Below are 15475 nucleotides of genomic sequence, written 5' to 3'. Positions count from 1 at the left end.
GACCATGAGCGTCGAAGAAAAACTGCTCAACATCCTCCTCGTCGAGGACGACGAGGTCGATGTGATGAACGTCCGACGGGCGTTCAAGCGCAACAACATCTCGAACCCCCTCTGGGTCGCCGGCAACGGCGTCGAGGCGCTGGAGATGCTGCGCAGCGGCGCCATCCCCGTGGAGCGCCGGCTGATCCTGCTCGACCTGAACATGCCGAAGATGAACGGCATCGAGTTCCTCCGCGAGCTGCGGGCCGATCCGGATCTCGTGGCCACGTCGGTTGTCGTTCTGACCACATCGAACGACGATCGCGACAAGGTGGGGGCCTTCAACCTCAACGTGGCCGGTTATCTCCTCAAGCCCGTCACGTTCCTCAGCTTCGTTGAGCTCATGGCAGCGCTCAACAAGTACTGGAGACTCGTGGAGCTACCGTAGCGAAACTCGCCGTCTTTCTGCCCACCTTCGCGAGGTGCGGTGAGGCGGCGAGACGCGCGGCGCCACGCGCGCTCGCGCGTCGCGATGGAGCGGCGCTGGCTATTTGCTGCGCTTGACCACGCCGAGCGCCTTCTGCGCCGCCTTGATCGCAGCCTGCGCCTCCTTGCCCTCGGCGCCCGCGAGCGCCGCCGCGATCGCGGTCGCGACCTCGCGCCGGCTGTGCGGGTGCACGTCGGCGAGCTTCAGGTAGAGCTGCGCCTTCTCGGCGAAATCGGCGTCGCCGCGCCGCGCCTCGATCCGCTCGAGCAGGCATCCCGCCACCGCGGTGTCGTCCATCTTCTTCAGCGCGTCGAGCGCCGCCGCCCGCTTCGCGATCTCCGGCCGCGCCTCGATGAGGTCCACGAGCGGCGCGAGCGCCACGGGGCCGAGCGCGCGGATCGCGTCCGCCACGATGCCGGGCTTGTACCCCTCGGCGTAGGCCGACAGGAGCTCGCTCAGCCCGCGGACGTCGCCCAGGTAGCCGAGCGCGTACGCGGCGATCTTCGCCTCCCGGTCGTCCTCGCCGCGGCTCGCCAGCATCCGCGCGAAGGTCTCGACCATCTCGACGTCGCCGAGCTGGGCGAGCGCGTAGGCCGCCTCCTCGCGCACGCCGCGGGCGGCGTCCGCGTAGAAGGCGCGGCGGAGCGCCGGGAGCGCGGCGAGGTCGCCCAGCTCGGCGAGCGCCTTGAGCGCCTCGAGCCGCTCCTCCTTGGTCGGCGCCGCGCCGAGCGCCTTGGCGAGCTCCTGCACGCGCTCCATCCGCGCGGCGCGGCGCGCGCGCACCGCGGCCCCGCCCGGCCCGGTCGAATCGGCCACGTCGAGCGCGTCGCGGGCGAGCGCCCGCAGGCCGGCGTCCTTGGCGTGCTCCGCGACCCGGCCGAGCATCGCCGCGGCCTCGGCGCGGGCCGGGCCGCCGTGCTGCACGACCGCCTGCAGCACCCGCACCGCGGTCAGCTTGGCCACGCGGCCGGCCTTCACGGTGAGCGCCTTCTCCGCGGCCGCGATCGCCTCGGCCCCGAGCGGCGCGAACGTCCGCGCGATCGTCGGCGTCGCGGTGCCGTCCGCCCAGATCGGGAAGATGCTCCCGACGAGCGCGCCCGGCGGCAGCGACGCGTAGTAGCGCGCGTGGTGGACCGCGGCGACGTAGCGGTTCATCGCGCCCGCGGCCCGGCGCCGCGCCACCTCGTCCGGGGGGAGCGTCTCGTCCGGCCGCGCCACGGCGACGCTCTCATAGGTCGGCACGCGCTCGATCGCCCCGTCCTCGCGATCGACGTGCGTCGCGCCGGCGAGGCGCACGAGCGCCATCTCGAGCACCTGGTAGAGCTTGATGAAGTCGTCGAGCCGGTCCGCCGGATCGGGCCGCTGCGGCAGGCCCTGGAGCAGCGCGGCCTGCTTCTCGAGGCGGAGATCGCGGAGCCGCTCGGCGAGCGGGTCGGTCACGCGGGCGCTCAGCCCGGTCAGGCCGGTGGCGAGCGCGTCGGCGAGCTCCTCGCGGACCTCGCCGAGCGCGATCGCCGCGGGCGAGGCGCCCGCCTCGCGGGCGGCGGCGTTCCACGCGGAGCCCTCGAGCGGCCCGCTCCGCGCGGCGGCGCCCTGCTCGACGACCGGGAGCAGCGAGAGGCCGAGCGGGCCCTCGACGATCGCGGCGAGCGGCCAGAGGGTGGGCAGCGCGGCGTCGATCCCGACATCGCCGAGCAGCGCGCGCAGCCGGGCGTCGCGGAGCGAGCCGGCGAGCCGCTCCTCGAGCGCCGGGTCGTCGGGCAGGTGGAGCGCCTCCCCCTTGTCGTCGACCGCCGAGAGCCGCGCGCCGCGCGCGAAGAGCGTGTCGATGCGCACGGCCACGGGCACGAGGTCGGGCGCGAAGACGTCCTTGCGGTGCTCCTGGAGGGCCGCGAGCGCGGCGCCGACGTCGGGCAGCGCCCGCGCGAGCACGGCGTCGAGGGCGCCGGCGTCGAGCGGGCGCTTGTCGCCGAGGTCGGTGAAATCGAGCCGGAGCGGCGGGTAGCCGGGGTAGGTCGTCGCCCGCGCCCCGGCGAGCACCTCGCCGGCGAAGCTCCGCTTCGGGTCGCTCCGCTTCGCCATGAAGGCGGGGAGGATCTGCTTTTCGCTGAAGTGCAGGCCGGACTCGAGGTCGAGGAAGCGGCTCTCCCGGATGACGAAATCGTCGCTCGTGGTCCGCGTCGAGAAGGCGTACTCGACGAGCGTGAGCGCGCCCGCGGGCTTGCGGTCGGACGCCTTCCACGTCTTGCCGACGAGCTCCTCGACGTGGCGGTCGTCGAGCGGCTCGCCCGCGAGGTGCTTCTCGAGCTTGCGGGCGGTGAGCAGGAGGTCGGCGATCAGGTTCGCGTAGGCGACCGCCGGGAGCGCGCCGCGGCGAGCGCCCGCCGGGGGACCGGCCGCGGCCTGCGGGCCCCGCGCGGCTGGCGCGGAGCCCGCGGCCTGCCCCCGCAGCAGCGCGGCGAGGTCGAGCGTCCGGGCCGAGAGCCGCCGGAGGCGGTTTTCCCGGAGCCCCTCGGCGAGCTTCTCCATCTGCTCGATACGGTCGGCCCCGATCGTCGCGACGCCGGCCACGCCGAGCTCGCGCACGAGCGTGCTGACCTGCTCGACGCCCGATTTCATCAGCGCCTGCGCGTTCGCGGCGCCCTTCTTCACGCTCTTGCGCGCGGTCTCCCCGCCCGGCGCGCCGGGCGGCGCCGCGTCGCTCACGGCGAACGACTCGGGCGCGCGCGCCCAGGCGACGAGCAGCGCCGCCGCGTGCTTGCAGAACGCGGTGTTGAAGGTGCGCGCCGGGCATGTGCAGCGCCCCTTGAACCCGGGCGCCGGCGCGTCGCTGTAGACGAGCGTCACCTTGTAGGGCGAGGCCCCCGAGCCCCGGGCCTCGCAGAACAGCTTGTTCTCGTAGCGCGCGAGGTTCAGGAGCTGCCCGCCGTCGTAGAGCAGCGTGCCCTTCTTGAGCTCCCCCGCGTCCTGGATGAACGCCCGGAGCTCGGCGGCCCCGATGCGCTGCACCTCGCCCGGCGCCGCGCTCACGGGGCCTCCGCGGGCGAGCGCGCCGGGCCCGGCGCCGGGGGAAGTCCATCGTTCGGGAGCGGGGGAGCGGCGGCCGGCATCGGCCTCTGAGCCTACCATGGGCCACGGCGCGGGAGCTCCTGGCCCAGGCGCCCGGCCGGGGCCGCGGATCCCGGGCTCATGCCATCACGCCCTCGGGTCAGAGCGCGGCGCTGGCGGCCTGCGCCTCGCCGCGAGGCGGCTCGGCAGCGGCAGGGGGCCGAGCGCGAAGGGGCTGAACAGCAGGTCAGAGGCGGTGGTCAGGATCGATGCTGTTTCGAAAGGAAACGTAACTTCCGAAAGGGAAGTAACCTCCGCCGGAGGTGCGTCCTGCGTCGCAGCGACCTCGTGTCGACGCACTTCCTTTTGGGTAGTGACGAGGTCATGCTGCGCGCGAGGACGAGGAATGAAGCGCTCTTGTCAGCACCTCTGCCAAAGGTTCCAGACGGCGATGAGCGTGCTCGCCAAGCCGTGGAACGGCCTGATCATCGCGACGCTCGAGGAGGGGGCGCTGCGCTTCGGCGAGATCGGCGAGCGGATCGACGCGATCAGCGATCGGATGCTCTCCAGCCGGCTGAAGGAGCTCGAGGCGCTCGGCCTCGTCGAGCGGCGGGTGCTGCCCGGCCCCCCCGTCCGCGTCGAGTACGAGCTGACCGCCGCCGGGCGGGGGTTCGGCGAGGTGGCGCAGGCGATCTCGCGGTGGGGGGAGATGCTCGCGGAGAGCGCGGCGCGCGCCGGCGGGGCGAAGGGCGGCGCGCGCGGGGCGAAGCCCGGCCCAGCGGCGAAGCGCGCTCGGCCCCGCGCCGCGCAGCCGCGCAAGGGCCCGTGACGGACGTCACGAGGAGTCCGCGAGATCCTGAGCGTCACTCAGGGATATCCTGATGCCGAGCCCTCGTATGGCGAGGTAGCGAGATGAATCCCTCTGTCGAGCCCGTGGAAGGCCTTGCCGATTCGGGGAAATGATGATGTGATTCCAGGGCTTCGTACGATCGGAAGCCGCCGATGATGCGAAGCGTTAACGCGGTGGCGTCCTCCGGGCGCCGCGGTGGATCGTCGTATGGCACCGAAGCTCCAGCGCCGACCCGCGGGGATGAGGCTCGCGCACCAGTTCTGGCTCTCGCTCGTTGTCCCGATCGCGATGGCGATCGCGCTGTATGGCCTGTTCTCCTCGGCGCACCGCAAACAGGTCCTGCGGCAGGAGGCCACGGCGGAGCTCCGGAATTACGCCACGCTGCTTCAGGCGTTCGTCGAGAGCGCGCTGCAGCGCAGGGACATCGCGCTCGTCCGGCGGCGGGCGGAGCACTTCGCGAGCGCCGAGCGCATCCAGGGCGTCGCCGCGTTCACCCGGGAGGGCGAGGCGGTCTTCATCACGGAGGGGGTCAAGGGGGAGCAGGGGCGCCTCGAGGCGCTCGCCCGCCGGGCGTTCCTGGAGGGAGGGGACATCGAGGAGCCCACCAACCTGGTCGGGCAGCCGGTGCTGGTCCGCACGGTCGCCATCCATCCGAGCAGCGCCAATCCACCGCTGGTGGCCATCCTGGTGCGCGACCGTCATTACATCGAAGTGCTGGAGAGCTCGTTGAATCGGGGCCTCGCGGCGACAGGCGTCGTGCTGCTGCTGGTCAGCGCGGTCGTGGCCGGGGCCGTGGTTCGCTTCACCGTCGCGCTCCCGGCGCGGGCGATCCTCTCCGGCGCCGAGCGCGTGGCGAGCGGCGATCTCGACGCGGCCGTGCCCGAGAAGGGCGCGGAGGAGCTGTCGCGCCTGGCCCACGCGTTCAACACGATGACCTGGTCGCTCAGGGAGGCCCGGCAGCGCGCCGAGCGGGAGGAGATGGCGCGGGTGAACGTGGAGCGCAGGCTGCAGCAGGCGCAGGCGCTCGCCGCCGCGGGGCAGGTGGCGACCTCGCTCGGCCACGAGATCGGCTCGCCGCTGAACGTGATCCAGGGCCGCGCGCGCCGGGCGGCCGACCTGCCCGGCTGTCCGGAGAATCTGCGCGCCGAGCTGGAGACGATCGCGCGGCAGTCCGAGCGGATCACGCGGGTCGTCTCCCGCCTCGTCTCCCTCGCTCGGCCGTCGCGGCAGCAGCAGGGGGACAGCGATCTGCGGCGCGTCGTCGACGATGTGGTCGCCTTCCTCGGCCCGGAGTGCAAGAAGCGCGACATCGAGACGAGCGTCGAGTGCCCGCGCGACAGCGGGTCGTGGGCGCGCGTCGCCCTCGACTCCGATCGCCTGTTTCAGGTGGTGTTCAATCTGTGCCTGAACGCCATCGAGGCCCAGGACGGCGGGGGCGAGCTCGTGGTGCGCGTCCTCCCCGAGCACGACGGCCCGGCGGGCTCTCGCGCGGTGTGCTTCGAGGTCGAGGACGCGGGGCCCGGGGTGCGCGCCGAGGACCTGGGCCAGATCTTCGAGCCGTTCTTCACGACGAAGTCGACCCGCGGCGGGAGCGGCCTCGGCCTTGCGATCGTCCACGGGATCGTCCAGGAGGCGGGCGGCTCGGTCGAGGTCGGGTCCTCGTCGACCGGCGGGGCGCGCTTCCGGGTCACCCTGCCCACGGTGGCGCCCGACTCGCCGTCGAGCCGGGACGCGAGCTCGGCTGCGAGCTCATCCGTGGACATGCAGGCGAGGCAGGGGGAAGAGGCGAGCTCTACAGGTGGCGAGGGGGCGAGCCTGGCCGCGGGCCCAGAGGCGACGAGAGAGTCGAGGAGAGAGGCGAGGAGAGAGGCGAGGACAGGGGGCACGGAGGAAGGACAGAAGGGATGAGTTCGAGCTCACCGAACGTATTGATTGTCGAGGACGACGACGACCTTGGCCGGTTCGTCGTTGACATCGCAACGGACCACGGTTACCAGGCGACGCACGTTGCCGATGCCCTGTCGGGCCTCCGCCTGCTGCCGTCGGGCAAATTCGAGCTGCTGATCACGGACATCCGCATGCCGGGCATGGACGGCATCGAGCTGATCGCCCGGGCCAAGCAGCACGACCCGTCCCTGGCGGTCATCGCCATCACCGCGTTCGGCTCCGTCGAAACGGGGATGCGCGCCCTCCGCGTCGGCGCCTCCGATTACCTCTCGAAACCTTTCCGTTCCGATGAGCTAAGCTCTCGCATGCGGCGCGCGCTCGAGCGGCGCGCCCGCGAGATCGAGCACGCTCGTCTCCAGCGACAAGTCGAAGAAGTTCTGCGCCGCGGCAAGTCGTGAGGCGGCGGCGCACCAGGGGCCTCGCGACGCCGCCCACCCCCGGCGCCGCGCGGTCCTGATCAGTCTCCAGCGGGACCGAGATTTCCAGGCGCGCACTCGTCGTCAGGAAGGTATCCATGCAACCGAACAACATCGCGGCGACCAAGGACAAGAACGGGAACGGCGCCAGCAAGAAGAAGCCGCCGTCCCGCAGGCGCGGCGCCGACGGGAACCACCTGGATGTGCGTGAGATGCAGCTCCAGGCGATCCTGGAGGTGCTCAAGGCGGTGAAGGCGGGCAACTTCTCCGCGCGCGTCGGCATCGGCGAGGTGCCGGGGACGATCGGTCAGATCGCCGACGAGGTGAACGACGTCGTCCAGCAGCTGCAGACGGTCGGCTCGGAGATCACCCGCGTCGCGCGCGAGGTAGGCACCGAGGGCAAGCTCGGGGCGCAGGCCGAGGTCCAGGGCGTCAGCGGGACGTGGAAGGACCTGACGGACAACGTCAACGTGCTCGCGGGCAACCTGACCAACCAGGTGCGCAACATCGCGGTCGTGACGACGGCGGTCGCGAACGGCGACCTGTCGAAGCAGATCACGGTCGAGGCGAAGGGGGAGATCCTCGAGCTGAAGAACACCATCAACAAGATGGTGGAGCAGCTGCGCGCGTTCGCGTCGGAGGTGACGCGCGTCGCGCGCGAGGTAGGCACCGAGGGCAAGCTCGGGGCGCAGGCCGAGGTGCGGGGCGTCAGCGGGACGTGGAAGGACCTGACGGACAACGTCAACGTGCTCGCGGGCAACCTGACCAACCAGGTGCGCAACATCGCGGTCGTGACGACGGCGGTCGCGAACGGCGACCTGTCGAAGCAGATCACGGTCGAGGCGAAGGGGGAGATCCTCGAGCTGAAGAACACCATCAACAAGATGGTGGAGCAGCTGCGCGCGTTCGCGTCGGAGGTGACGCGCGTCGCGCGCGAGGTAGGCACCGAGGGCAAGCTCGGGGCGCAGGCCGAGGTGCGGGGCGTCAGCGGGACGTGGAAGGACCTGACGGACAACGTCAACGTGCTCGCGGGCAACCTGACCAACCAGGTGCGCAACATCGCGGTCGTGACGACGGCGGTCGCGAACGGCGACTTGTCGAAGCAGATCACGGTCGAGGCGAAGGGGGAGATCCTCGAGCTGAAGAACACCATCAACAAGATGGTGGAGCAGCTCCGGACCTTCGCCGCGGAGGTGACCCGCGTCGCGCGCGAGGTAGGCACGGACGGCAAGCTCGGCGGTCAGGCGCAGGTGCCCGGGGTCGCCGGCACGTGGAAGGACCTGACCGACAACGTGAACCAGCTCGCGGGCAACCTGACCAACCAGGTGCGCAACATCGCCCTGGTGACGACGGCGGTCGCCAAGGGCGATCTATCGCAGAAGATCACCGCCGAGGCGCGGGGCGAGATCCTCGAGCTGAAGGACACCATCAACAAGATGGTGGAGCAGCTGCGCGCGTTCGCGTCGGAGGTGACGCGCGTCGCGCGCGAGGTAGGCACCGAGGGCAAGCTCGGCGCGCAGGCGGAGGTGCGGGGCGTCAGCGGGACGTGGAAGGACCTGACGGACAACGTCAACGTGCTCGCGGGCAACCTGACCAACCAGGTGCGCAACATCGCCCTCGTCACGAAGGCGGTCGCGAGCGGCGACCTGTCCCAGAAGATCGCGGTCGAGGCGAAGGGGGAGATCCTCGAGCTGAAGGACACCATCAACAAGATGGTCGATCAGCTGCGCGCGTTCGCCGCGGAGGTGACGCGCGTCGCGCGCGAGGTAGGCACGGACGGCAAGCTCGGCGGTCAGGCGCAGGTGCCCGGGGTCGCCGGCACGTGGAAGGACCTGACCGACAACGTGAACCAGCTCGCCGGCAACCTGACCAACCAGGTGCGCAACATCGCCCTCGTCACGAAGGCGGTCGCGAGCGGCGACCTGTCCCAGAAGATCACGGTCGAGGCGAAGGGGGAGATCCTCGAGCTGAAGGACACCATCAACAAGATGGTCGATCAGCTGCGCGCGTTCGCCGCGGAGGTGACGCGCGTGGCGCGCGAGGTAGGCACCGAGGGCAAGCTCGGCGGCCAGGCGCAGGTGCCCGGGGTGTCGGGCACCTGGAAGGACCTGACGGAGAACGTCAACGTCATGGCCTCGAACCTCACCTCGCAGGTGCGCGGCATCGCCAAGGTCGTGACCGCGGTCGCGAACGGCGACCTCCGCCAGAAGCTGGCCCTGGAGGCCAAGGGCGAGATCGCGTCGCTGGCCGACACCATCAACGACATGACCTACACGCTCCGGGTGTTCGCCGAGCAGGTGACGACGGTGGCGCGCGAGGTCGGTATCGAGGGCAAGCTCGGCGGCCAGGCCAAGGTGCCCGGCGCGGCCGGCACGTGGAGGGACCTGACCGACAACGTGAACCAGCTCGCCGGCAACCTCACCACGCAGGTGCGCGCCATCGCCGAGGTCGCGACCGCCGTGACCAAGGGCGACCTGACCCGGGCCATCTCGGTCGAGGCGCAGGGCGAGGTCCTTCAGCTGAAGGACAACATCAACCAGATGATCTCGAACCTGCGGGACACGACGCGCGCCAACCAGGAGCAGGACTGGCTGAAGACCAACCTGGCGCGCTTCTCCGGGATGATGGCCGGGCAGCGGACCATCGAGGCGCTCTCCCGCCTCATCATGTCCGAGGTCACCCCGCTCGTCTCGGCGCAGCACGGCGCCTTCTACGTGCTGGAGTCCGAGGACAAGCACCCGACGCTGAAGCTCACGTCGAGCTACGCGTTCCAGAAGCGCAAGGGCATCTCCAACCGGTTCGCGCTCGGCGAGGGGCTCGTCGGGCAGTGCGGCCTCGAGAAGAAGAGCATCGTCGTCACGGATCTGCCGGACGACTACATCCGGGTGAGCTCGGGCCTCGGCGAGGCGCCGCCGCGCAACATCTGCGTCCTGCCGGTGCTCTTCGAGGGCGGCCTCAAGGCGGTGATCGAGCTGGCGAGCTTCCAGAACTTCACGCCCATCCACCTCACGTTCCTCGAGCAGCTCACGCAGTCGATCGGCGTCGTGTTCAACATGATCGGCGCCAGCATGAGGACGGAGGAGCTGCTCCAGGAGCTCCAGAGGTCGAACACCGAGCTCGGCTCCCGCTCGCAGGAGCTGGAGGAGAAGGCGTCGGAGCTCGAGATCAAGAACCGCGAGATCGCCCGCGCCAGCGCCTCCCTGGAGGAGAAAGCCAGGGAGCTGTCGCGCACCTCGAAGTACAAGTCCGAGTTCCTCGCGAACATGTCGCACGAGCTGCGCACGCCGCTCAACAGCCTGCTCATCCTCGCCCGGATCCTCGCGGACAACGAGGAGCACACGCTCACGCCGAAGCAGGTCGAGTACGCGAAGACGATCGCCGCCGCGGGGCAGGACCTCCTCCAGCTCATCAACGAGATCCTCGATCTCTCCAAGATCGAGGCCGGCAAGATCGACGTGAAGACCCAGCGGGTGTCGCTGTCCGAGCTCGCGGAGTACGTCGAGCGGAGCTTCCGGCAGATCGCCGAGCAGAAGGAGCTCGAGTTCTGGGTCCGGGTCGCCACCGGCGTGCCCTCGACGATCATGACGGACCTGCAGCGGCTGCAGCAGATCCTGAAGAACCTGCTGTCGAACGCCTTCAAGTTCACGTCGTCCGGGCGGATCTCGCTCGAGATCGAGGTGGCCAGCCGGGGGCTCTCGTTCAAGCGGGACACGCTCATCAAGGCGAAGACCGTCCTCGCGTTCGCGGTCACCGACACGGGCATCGGCATCCCGCCGGACAAGCAGACGCTCATCTTCGACGCGTTCCAGCAGGCCGACGCCTCCACCAGCCGCACCTACGGCGGCACGGGCCTCGGCCTGACCATCAGCCGGGAGCTGGCCAGCCTGCTCGGCGGCGAGATCTCGCTGAACAGCACGCCCGGGCTCGGCAGCAAGTTCACCCTCTACCTGCCGGCGGAGCGGCCCGAGCAGAAGGCCGCGCGGCCGGTGCGCGCCGACCTGCCCGAGCCGATCGCGCCGCTGCTCACGAACGGCTCCGCCGGGGTCGCGCTCACGGGGCGGAACGTGCTCGTCATCGACGACGACGCGCGCAACGTGTTCGCCATCACGAGCCTGCTCGAGCGGCGCGGGGCGCAGGTGCTCCTCGCCGAGAACGCGCGGCACGGCATCGAGCTCCTGCGCGAGTCCGACGCGAGCATCGATATCGTGCTCATGGACATCATGATGCCCGAGCTCGACGGTTACGAGGCGACGCGCGAGATCCGGAGCGATCCCCGCTTCAACGAGCTGCCGATCATCGCGGTGACGGCCAAGGCGATGCCGGAGGACAGGCAGAAGTGCCTGGACGCCGGCCTGAACGACTTCGTGGCCAAGCCCGTCGACGAGGGGCGGCTGATGGCGGTCATGCTGCACTGGCTGCGGCCCGACTGACCCACGGAGCCGCACGGTGTCCACCGCTCCAGCGACGACCAGCATCCTCCTCGTCGACGACCAGCCCGAGAACCTGGCCGCGCTCAAGGCGATTTTGGTCGACGAGAGCTACCGCCTCGTGACCGCCGCGAGCGGGAAGGACGCGCTCCTCAGGATCCTGTCCGAGGATTTCGCGGTCATCCTGCTCGACGTGCGGCTGCCGGACATCGACGGCTTCGAGGTGGCCTCGCTGGTCAAGCAGCGGGAGCGGTCGCGCCACACGCCGATCATCTTCCTCACCGCGGCGACGGACGATCTCTCGGCCATCTACAGGGCGTACGCGGTCGGCGGCGTCGACTACCTCCTGAAGCCGCTCGAGCCGGAGGTCGTGCAGGCGAAGGTCGCGGTCTTCGTCGAGCTCCACCGGCGCGGCGAGCAGATCAAGGAGCAGGCCGAGCTCCTGCGCAAGGCCGAGCAGCGGCGGCGCGACGCCGAGGTCGAGGACCTGCGGCGCGCCGCCCAGGCGAGGTACCAGAACCTGGCCGACGCCATCCCGCAGTGCGTCTTCACGGCGAAGCTCGACGGCAGCGTCGATTACGTGAGCTCGCGCTGGCTGGAGTACACGGGGCTCGCGTTCGAGGCGCTCCGCGGCTGGGGCTGGCAGGCCGCGGTGCACCCGAACGACCTGAACCAGTTCGTCAGCAAATGGCGCCGCTGCATCGAGGCCGGCGAGCCGCTCCAGGGCGAGTGTCGCCTCAGGTCGCGCCACGGGGCGTACCGCTGGCACCTCTGCCAGGCGGTCCCGGAGCGGGACGTGTGGAAGCGCGTGGTCGGCTGGCTCGGCAGCTTCACCGACATCGACGACAGCAAGCGCCACGAGCAGGAGCGCATCCACCTCCTGACGCGCGAGCGGGCGGCCCGCGCCGAGGCCGAGGCCGCGGTGCGCCGCTCGGAGCTCCTCGCGGAGGCGTCGAGCGCGTTCTCGGCGTCGCTCGACGAGGCCAGCGTCGCGGCCGCCCTGGTGCGCGTCGCGGCGGAGCGCATCTGCACCTGGTGCGTGCTCGACCTGCGCAAGGAGGGCGGCGCGTGCAGGGTCGCCGCCGCGCATCGGGCGCGCGAGGCGGCGCGGTTCGCGGAGCGGTTCGGCCCGCGGGAGCTCCCGCTCGCCGAGGGCGGCGTGGGCGCGGTGCTGACGAGCGGCCGCCCCGACCTGCGCGTCGAGTGCGCCCCGCGCGACGTGGCGAGGGCGCTCGACATCGACGATCCGGGCCGGATCCAGGAGCTCGGGGCGAGCAGCTACCTGTGCGTGCCGCTCGTCACGCGCGGCAACGTGCTCGGCGCGCTCAGCATGGTCTGGGTGGAGCCGGGCGAGCGCTTCGAGCCCCCGGATTTCGCGGTCGCCCTCGACGTCGCGCAGCGGGCGGCGCTCTGCCTCGAGAACGCCCGCCTGCTGCGGCTCACGCGCGAGGCCGTGCAGATCCGCGAGGATTTCGTGGCGGTCGCCTCGCACGAGCTCAGGACGCCGCTCAGCGCGCTGGTCTTGCAGATCCAGGGCCTCACCCGCGCGATCGGCCGCGCGGACGGCGGGCTGCCGGCCGAGCAGTCGCTCGCGAAGCTCGCCCAGGCGGAGGCGCAGATCGAGCGGCTCACGCGGCTCATCGACACGCTGCTCGACGTGACGCGCATCAACAGCGGCCAGCTCGAGCTCAGCCTCGAGGACGTGGACCTGTGCGACGTGGCGCGCGAGGTGGCGGGCCGCCTCGAATCCGAGCTGGAGCGGGCCGGCTGCTCGCTCGACCTGGACGTCCCGGAGTCGGCGATCGGCCGGTGGGACCGGCTGCGCATCGATCAGGTGATCACCAACCTGCTGACGAACGCCATCAAGTACGGGCGCGGCAAGCCGATCCAGATGCGGATCTCGGTCGACGGCAAGTCCGCGGTGCTCCAGGTAATGGATCAGGGCATCGGGATCGCGCAGGAGTACATCGCCCGGATCTTCGGGCGCTTCGAGCGGGCGGCGCCGACGAGCTCCTATGGGGGCCTCGGCGTCGGCCTGTACATCGTGGACCAGATCCTCCGGGCCCACGGCGGGAGCATCCAGGTCGAGAGCGCGCCGGGCATGGGGGCGAGGTTCCAGGTGGCGTTGCCGCTCCCACCCCGAGCGGCTGGATCCCCGGGGCCGCTGGGTGAGCGCCCTGGATCTCCGTTGACCGGCCCTGCCGGCTGAGCCGAGATCCACCCTCCGAGCGTGCGAGGCGCTCCTGGAGGTGCGGGCGCCGCTGCGTTGCGCCACGGTTGCAACCGGTGGTTTCAACCATGAAAGGCGGCCCACGCCCATCCCGAGAAAACGGGCGATGCCGGCATCCAGCCATCGTTGGCCTGCAACGTGCAACATGATCGTAACAGAGCGCCCGGTGCAACCACCGGGGGCAGTCCCTCGCCGATCACCACGGAGACACGGAGGCACGGAGCGAACCCAGACCCGTGCCTTCGTGCCTCCGTGGTGCGTGCATCCGCCGTGAGAGGCGGAGAGGCGAGTGGATCTCCCGGGTGGACATGTTCACGTCCGGACGGGCGCTCCAGGGCTCGTGATCTCCGCACTGCGACGCTGCGTAATCGATCGAAACAGTTTATAGGTTGACGAGCCCTCCGCTGAGCGACGTGATCGGTCCGCCACCCCATCGGAAGTTCAAGTGAAGCTTTCTATCAGCCTAGTCGGCCCCTCGATCAGCACTGGTGCGCTGATGGCCCAGCCCCCCTCGCTGGAGGTGGTGGGTCGCGCGGCCGGCACCCGCCGGCGGGTCTCCGCGAGCGCTGCCCGGGGCGCCACGTCGCGCAAGCGCGCCGCCGCGCGGCGGACGGACGAGCGCGCCGCGAAGGCGATCCGTCGCGCGCGATAACGCGGCGACGCGGCGCGGAGGTCGAGGGCGCGCCTTCGCTGACGAAGGCGCGCGTCCCGAGGCGCGCCGATCGGGCTCAGGCCCCGCCAGGCGGGGGCCACGGAGGCACAGACGACGCAGAGGAAAGAGAAGAGCCTCTGTGTCCTCTGTGCCTCCGTGATTTTACCGCGCCTCGGCCTCCAGCAGCGGGCCGAGGTCCTGTCCTCTCATCAGCCGCTCCACCACCTTGACGAGCAGCTTTGGCGTGCAGCCGAAGCAAGGGGTCCCGAGGGCGGCGAGCTTCTGCGCCATCTCGTGGTCGTAGGAGGGCTTGCCGCTGTCGGACAGCGCGAGCAGGCAGATCGACTTCACCTTGCTGTCGGCGAGCTGGCGCATCCGGGCGATGAGCTCCTCCGCGTTGCCGCCCTCGAAGAGGTCGGTGATCAGGATGAGCAGCGTCTTCTCGGGGCGCTCGATGAAGTTCGCCTGAGCGTAGGCCACGGCGCGGTTGATGTCGGTGCCGCCGCCGAGCTGCGCCGTGAACAGCACGTCGACCGGATCGACGAGCATGGGTGTCACGTCGACGACCTCGGTGTCGAAGAAGAGGAGCCGCGTGCGGAGGACGTCGAGCGACGCGAAGATCGCGGCCATGATGGAGCTGTAGACGACGCTCTCGCCCATGGAGCCCGACTGGTCGACGAGGATGGCGACGTCCCACTCGTGCCGTCGCGTCTGGTTCGCCCAGAAATAGAGTTTGTCGGGGACGATGCGGCGCCGGTCCGCGTCCCATCCTTTGAGGTTCTTGCGGATGGTGCGTTTCCAGTCGAGGTTCCTGAGGACGCGCAGGGGGCTCGTCGTGTTCCGCCGCAGCGCGCCGAGGACGGCGGTGCGGACCTCGGACTCCAGCGCGCGCCGCACCTCCTCGACGACCTCGCGCACGATCTGCCGGGCGGTCTCCCGCGCGGCGTCGGGGATGAGGCCTCGCGCGCTCATGAGGGTGGCGACGAGCTCGACGTTCTTCTCGAGGAAGGGGAGCGTCTCGGGCTCGAAGAGGAGCTGAGTCAGCCCCTTTCTCTCGATGGCGTCCTTCTGGACGAGCGCCACGATGTCGTGGCTGAAGAACTCGCGCACGGCGGACAGCCACTCGGGCACGTAAGGCCGCGAGCCGCCGAGGTTCCCGGCGCGCTCGTCGTAGATGAACGAGAGGGCCTTGTCGAGGTCGCCGAGCCGCCGCGGGTCGACGTGGAGGGCGGGCGCCGCGCCGCCGAGGCCGCCGAGGGAGAGGCGCGGGTCGACCCGCTCGGCCTCCGGGCCGAGCGCGAGCCGCCAGCGCAAGAGCGCGTCGCGGTCGGCGTCGGAGAGGTCGTCCGGCGCGGCGGCGGGGGAGGGGGGCGGAGGGGCTTTTCCGGGCTTGCGGGCGCTCATCGCGGCGGGGTGTCGAGGGGGTCGCGAACTGTCCA

General features: G+C 70.9%; 8 protein-coding genes. 6 read left to right on the top strand and 2 right to left on the bottom strand.

What is annotated here, in order from left to right; all coding sequences use genetic code 11:
• The first annotated feature begins 4 nt into the window (after window positions 1-4).
• On the top strand, window positions 5-427 hold the full coding sequence (locus WME98_RS15975; protein WP_129579780.1) for a response regulator: 423 nt from the start codon (window positions 5-7) through the stop codon (window positions 425-427).
• A gap of 99 nt (window positions 428-526) precedes the next feature.
• On the opposite strand, the gene WME98_RS15970 is transcribed toward WME98_RS15975, so the two are convergent.
• On the bottom strand, window positions 527-3496 hold the full coding sequence (locus tag WME98_RS15970) for a HEAT repeat domain-containing protein (protein WP_437952062.1): 2970 nt from the start codon (window positions 3494-3496) through the stop codon (window positions 527-529).
• Window positions 3497-3920: 424 nt separating this feature from the next.
• On the opposite strand from WME98_RS15970, the gene WME98_RS15965 reads away from it, so the two are divergent.
• The 5 genes from WME98_RS15965 (at window position 3921) to WME98_RS15945 (ending at window position 13363) form a co-directional block, all read left to right on the top strand.
• Window positions 3921-4343: a winged helix-turn-helix transcriptional regulator gene (locus tag WME98_RS15965; protein WP_437952061.1), complete on the top strand. Its 423-nt coding sequence runs from the start codon at window positions 3921-3923 to the stop codon at window positions 4341-4343.
• A 228-nt stretch (window positions 4344-4571) separates the two neighbouring features.
• A complete protein-coding gene (locus WME98_RS15960; RefSeq protein ID WP_437952060.1) occupies window positions 4572-6272 on the top strand; it encodes an ATP-binding protein in 1701 nt (566 codons plus the stop codon).
• Window positions 6269-6709 (top strand): response regulator, encoded by a 441-nt coding sequence (locus WME98_RS15955; RefSeq protein WP_044986901.1) that lies wholly within the window; start codon window positions 6269-6271, stop codon window positions 6707-6709. Before WME98_RS15960 ends, WME98_RS15955 begins: the two co-directional genes overlap by 4 nt.
• 116 nt (window positions 6710-6825) lie before the next feature.
• Window positions 6826-11157, top strand: coding sequence for a HAMP domain-containing protein (locus WME98_RS15950; protein WP_437952059.1), 4332 nt, complete (start codon window positions 6826-6828; stop codon window positions 11155-11157).
• A 16-nt stretch (window positions 11158-11173) separates the two neighbouring features.
• Window positions 11174-13363, top strand: coding sequence for an ATP-binding protein (locus WME98_RS15945; protein ID WP_437952058.1), 2190 nt, complete (start codon window positions 11174-11176; stop codon window positions 13361-13363).
• Window positions 13364-14198: 835 nt separating this feature from the next.
• Here the strand turns inward: WME98_RS15945 and WME98_RS15940 are convergent.
• Window positions 14199-15440: a VWA domain-containing protein gene (locus WME98_RS15940; protein WP_061629686.1), complete on the bottom strand. Its 1242-nt coding sequence runs from the start codon at window positions 15438-15440 to the stop codon at window positions 14199-14201.
• Window positions 15441-15475 lie beyond the last annotated feature (35 nt).

Origin of the sequence: Sorangium sp. So ce296 (assembly GCF_051529605.1) — a bacterium.
In the GTDB taxonomy this organism is placed as follows: domain Bacteria; phylum Myxococcota_A; class Polyangia; order Polyangiales; family Polyangiaceae; genus Sorangium; species Sorangium cellulosum_D.
The sequence above is the reverse complement of the archived record's forward strand: the minus strand, read 5'-3'. Positions and strand labels throughout refer to the sequence as shown.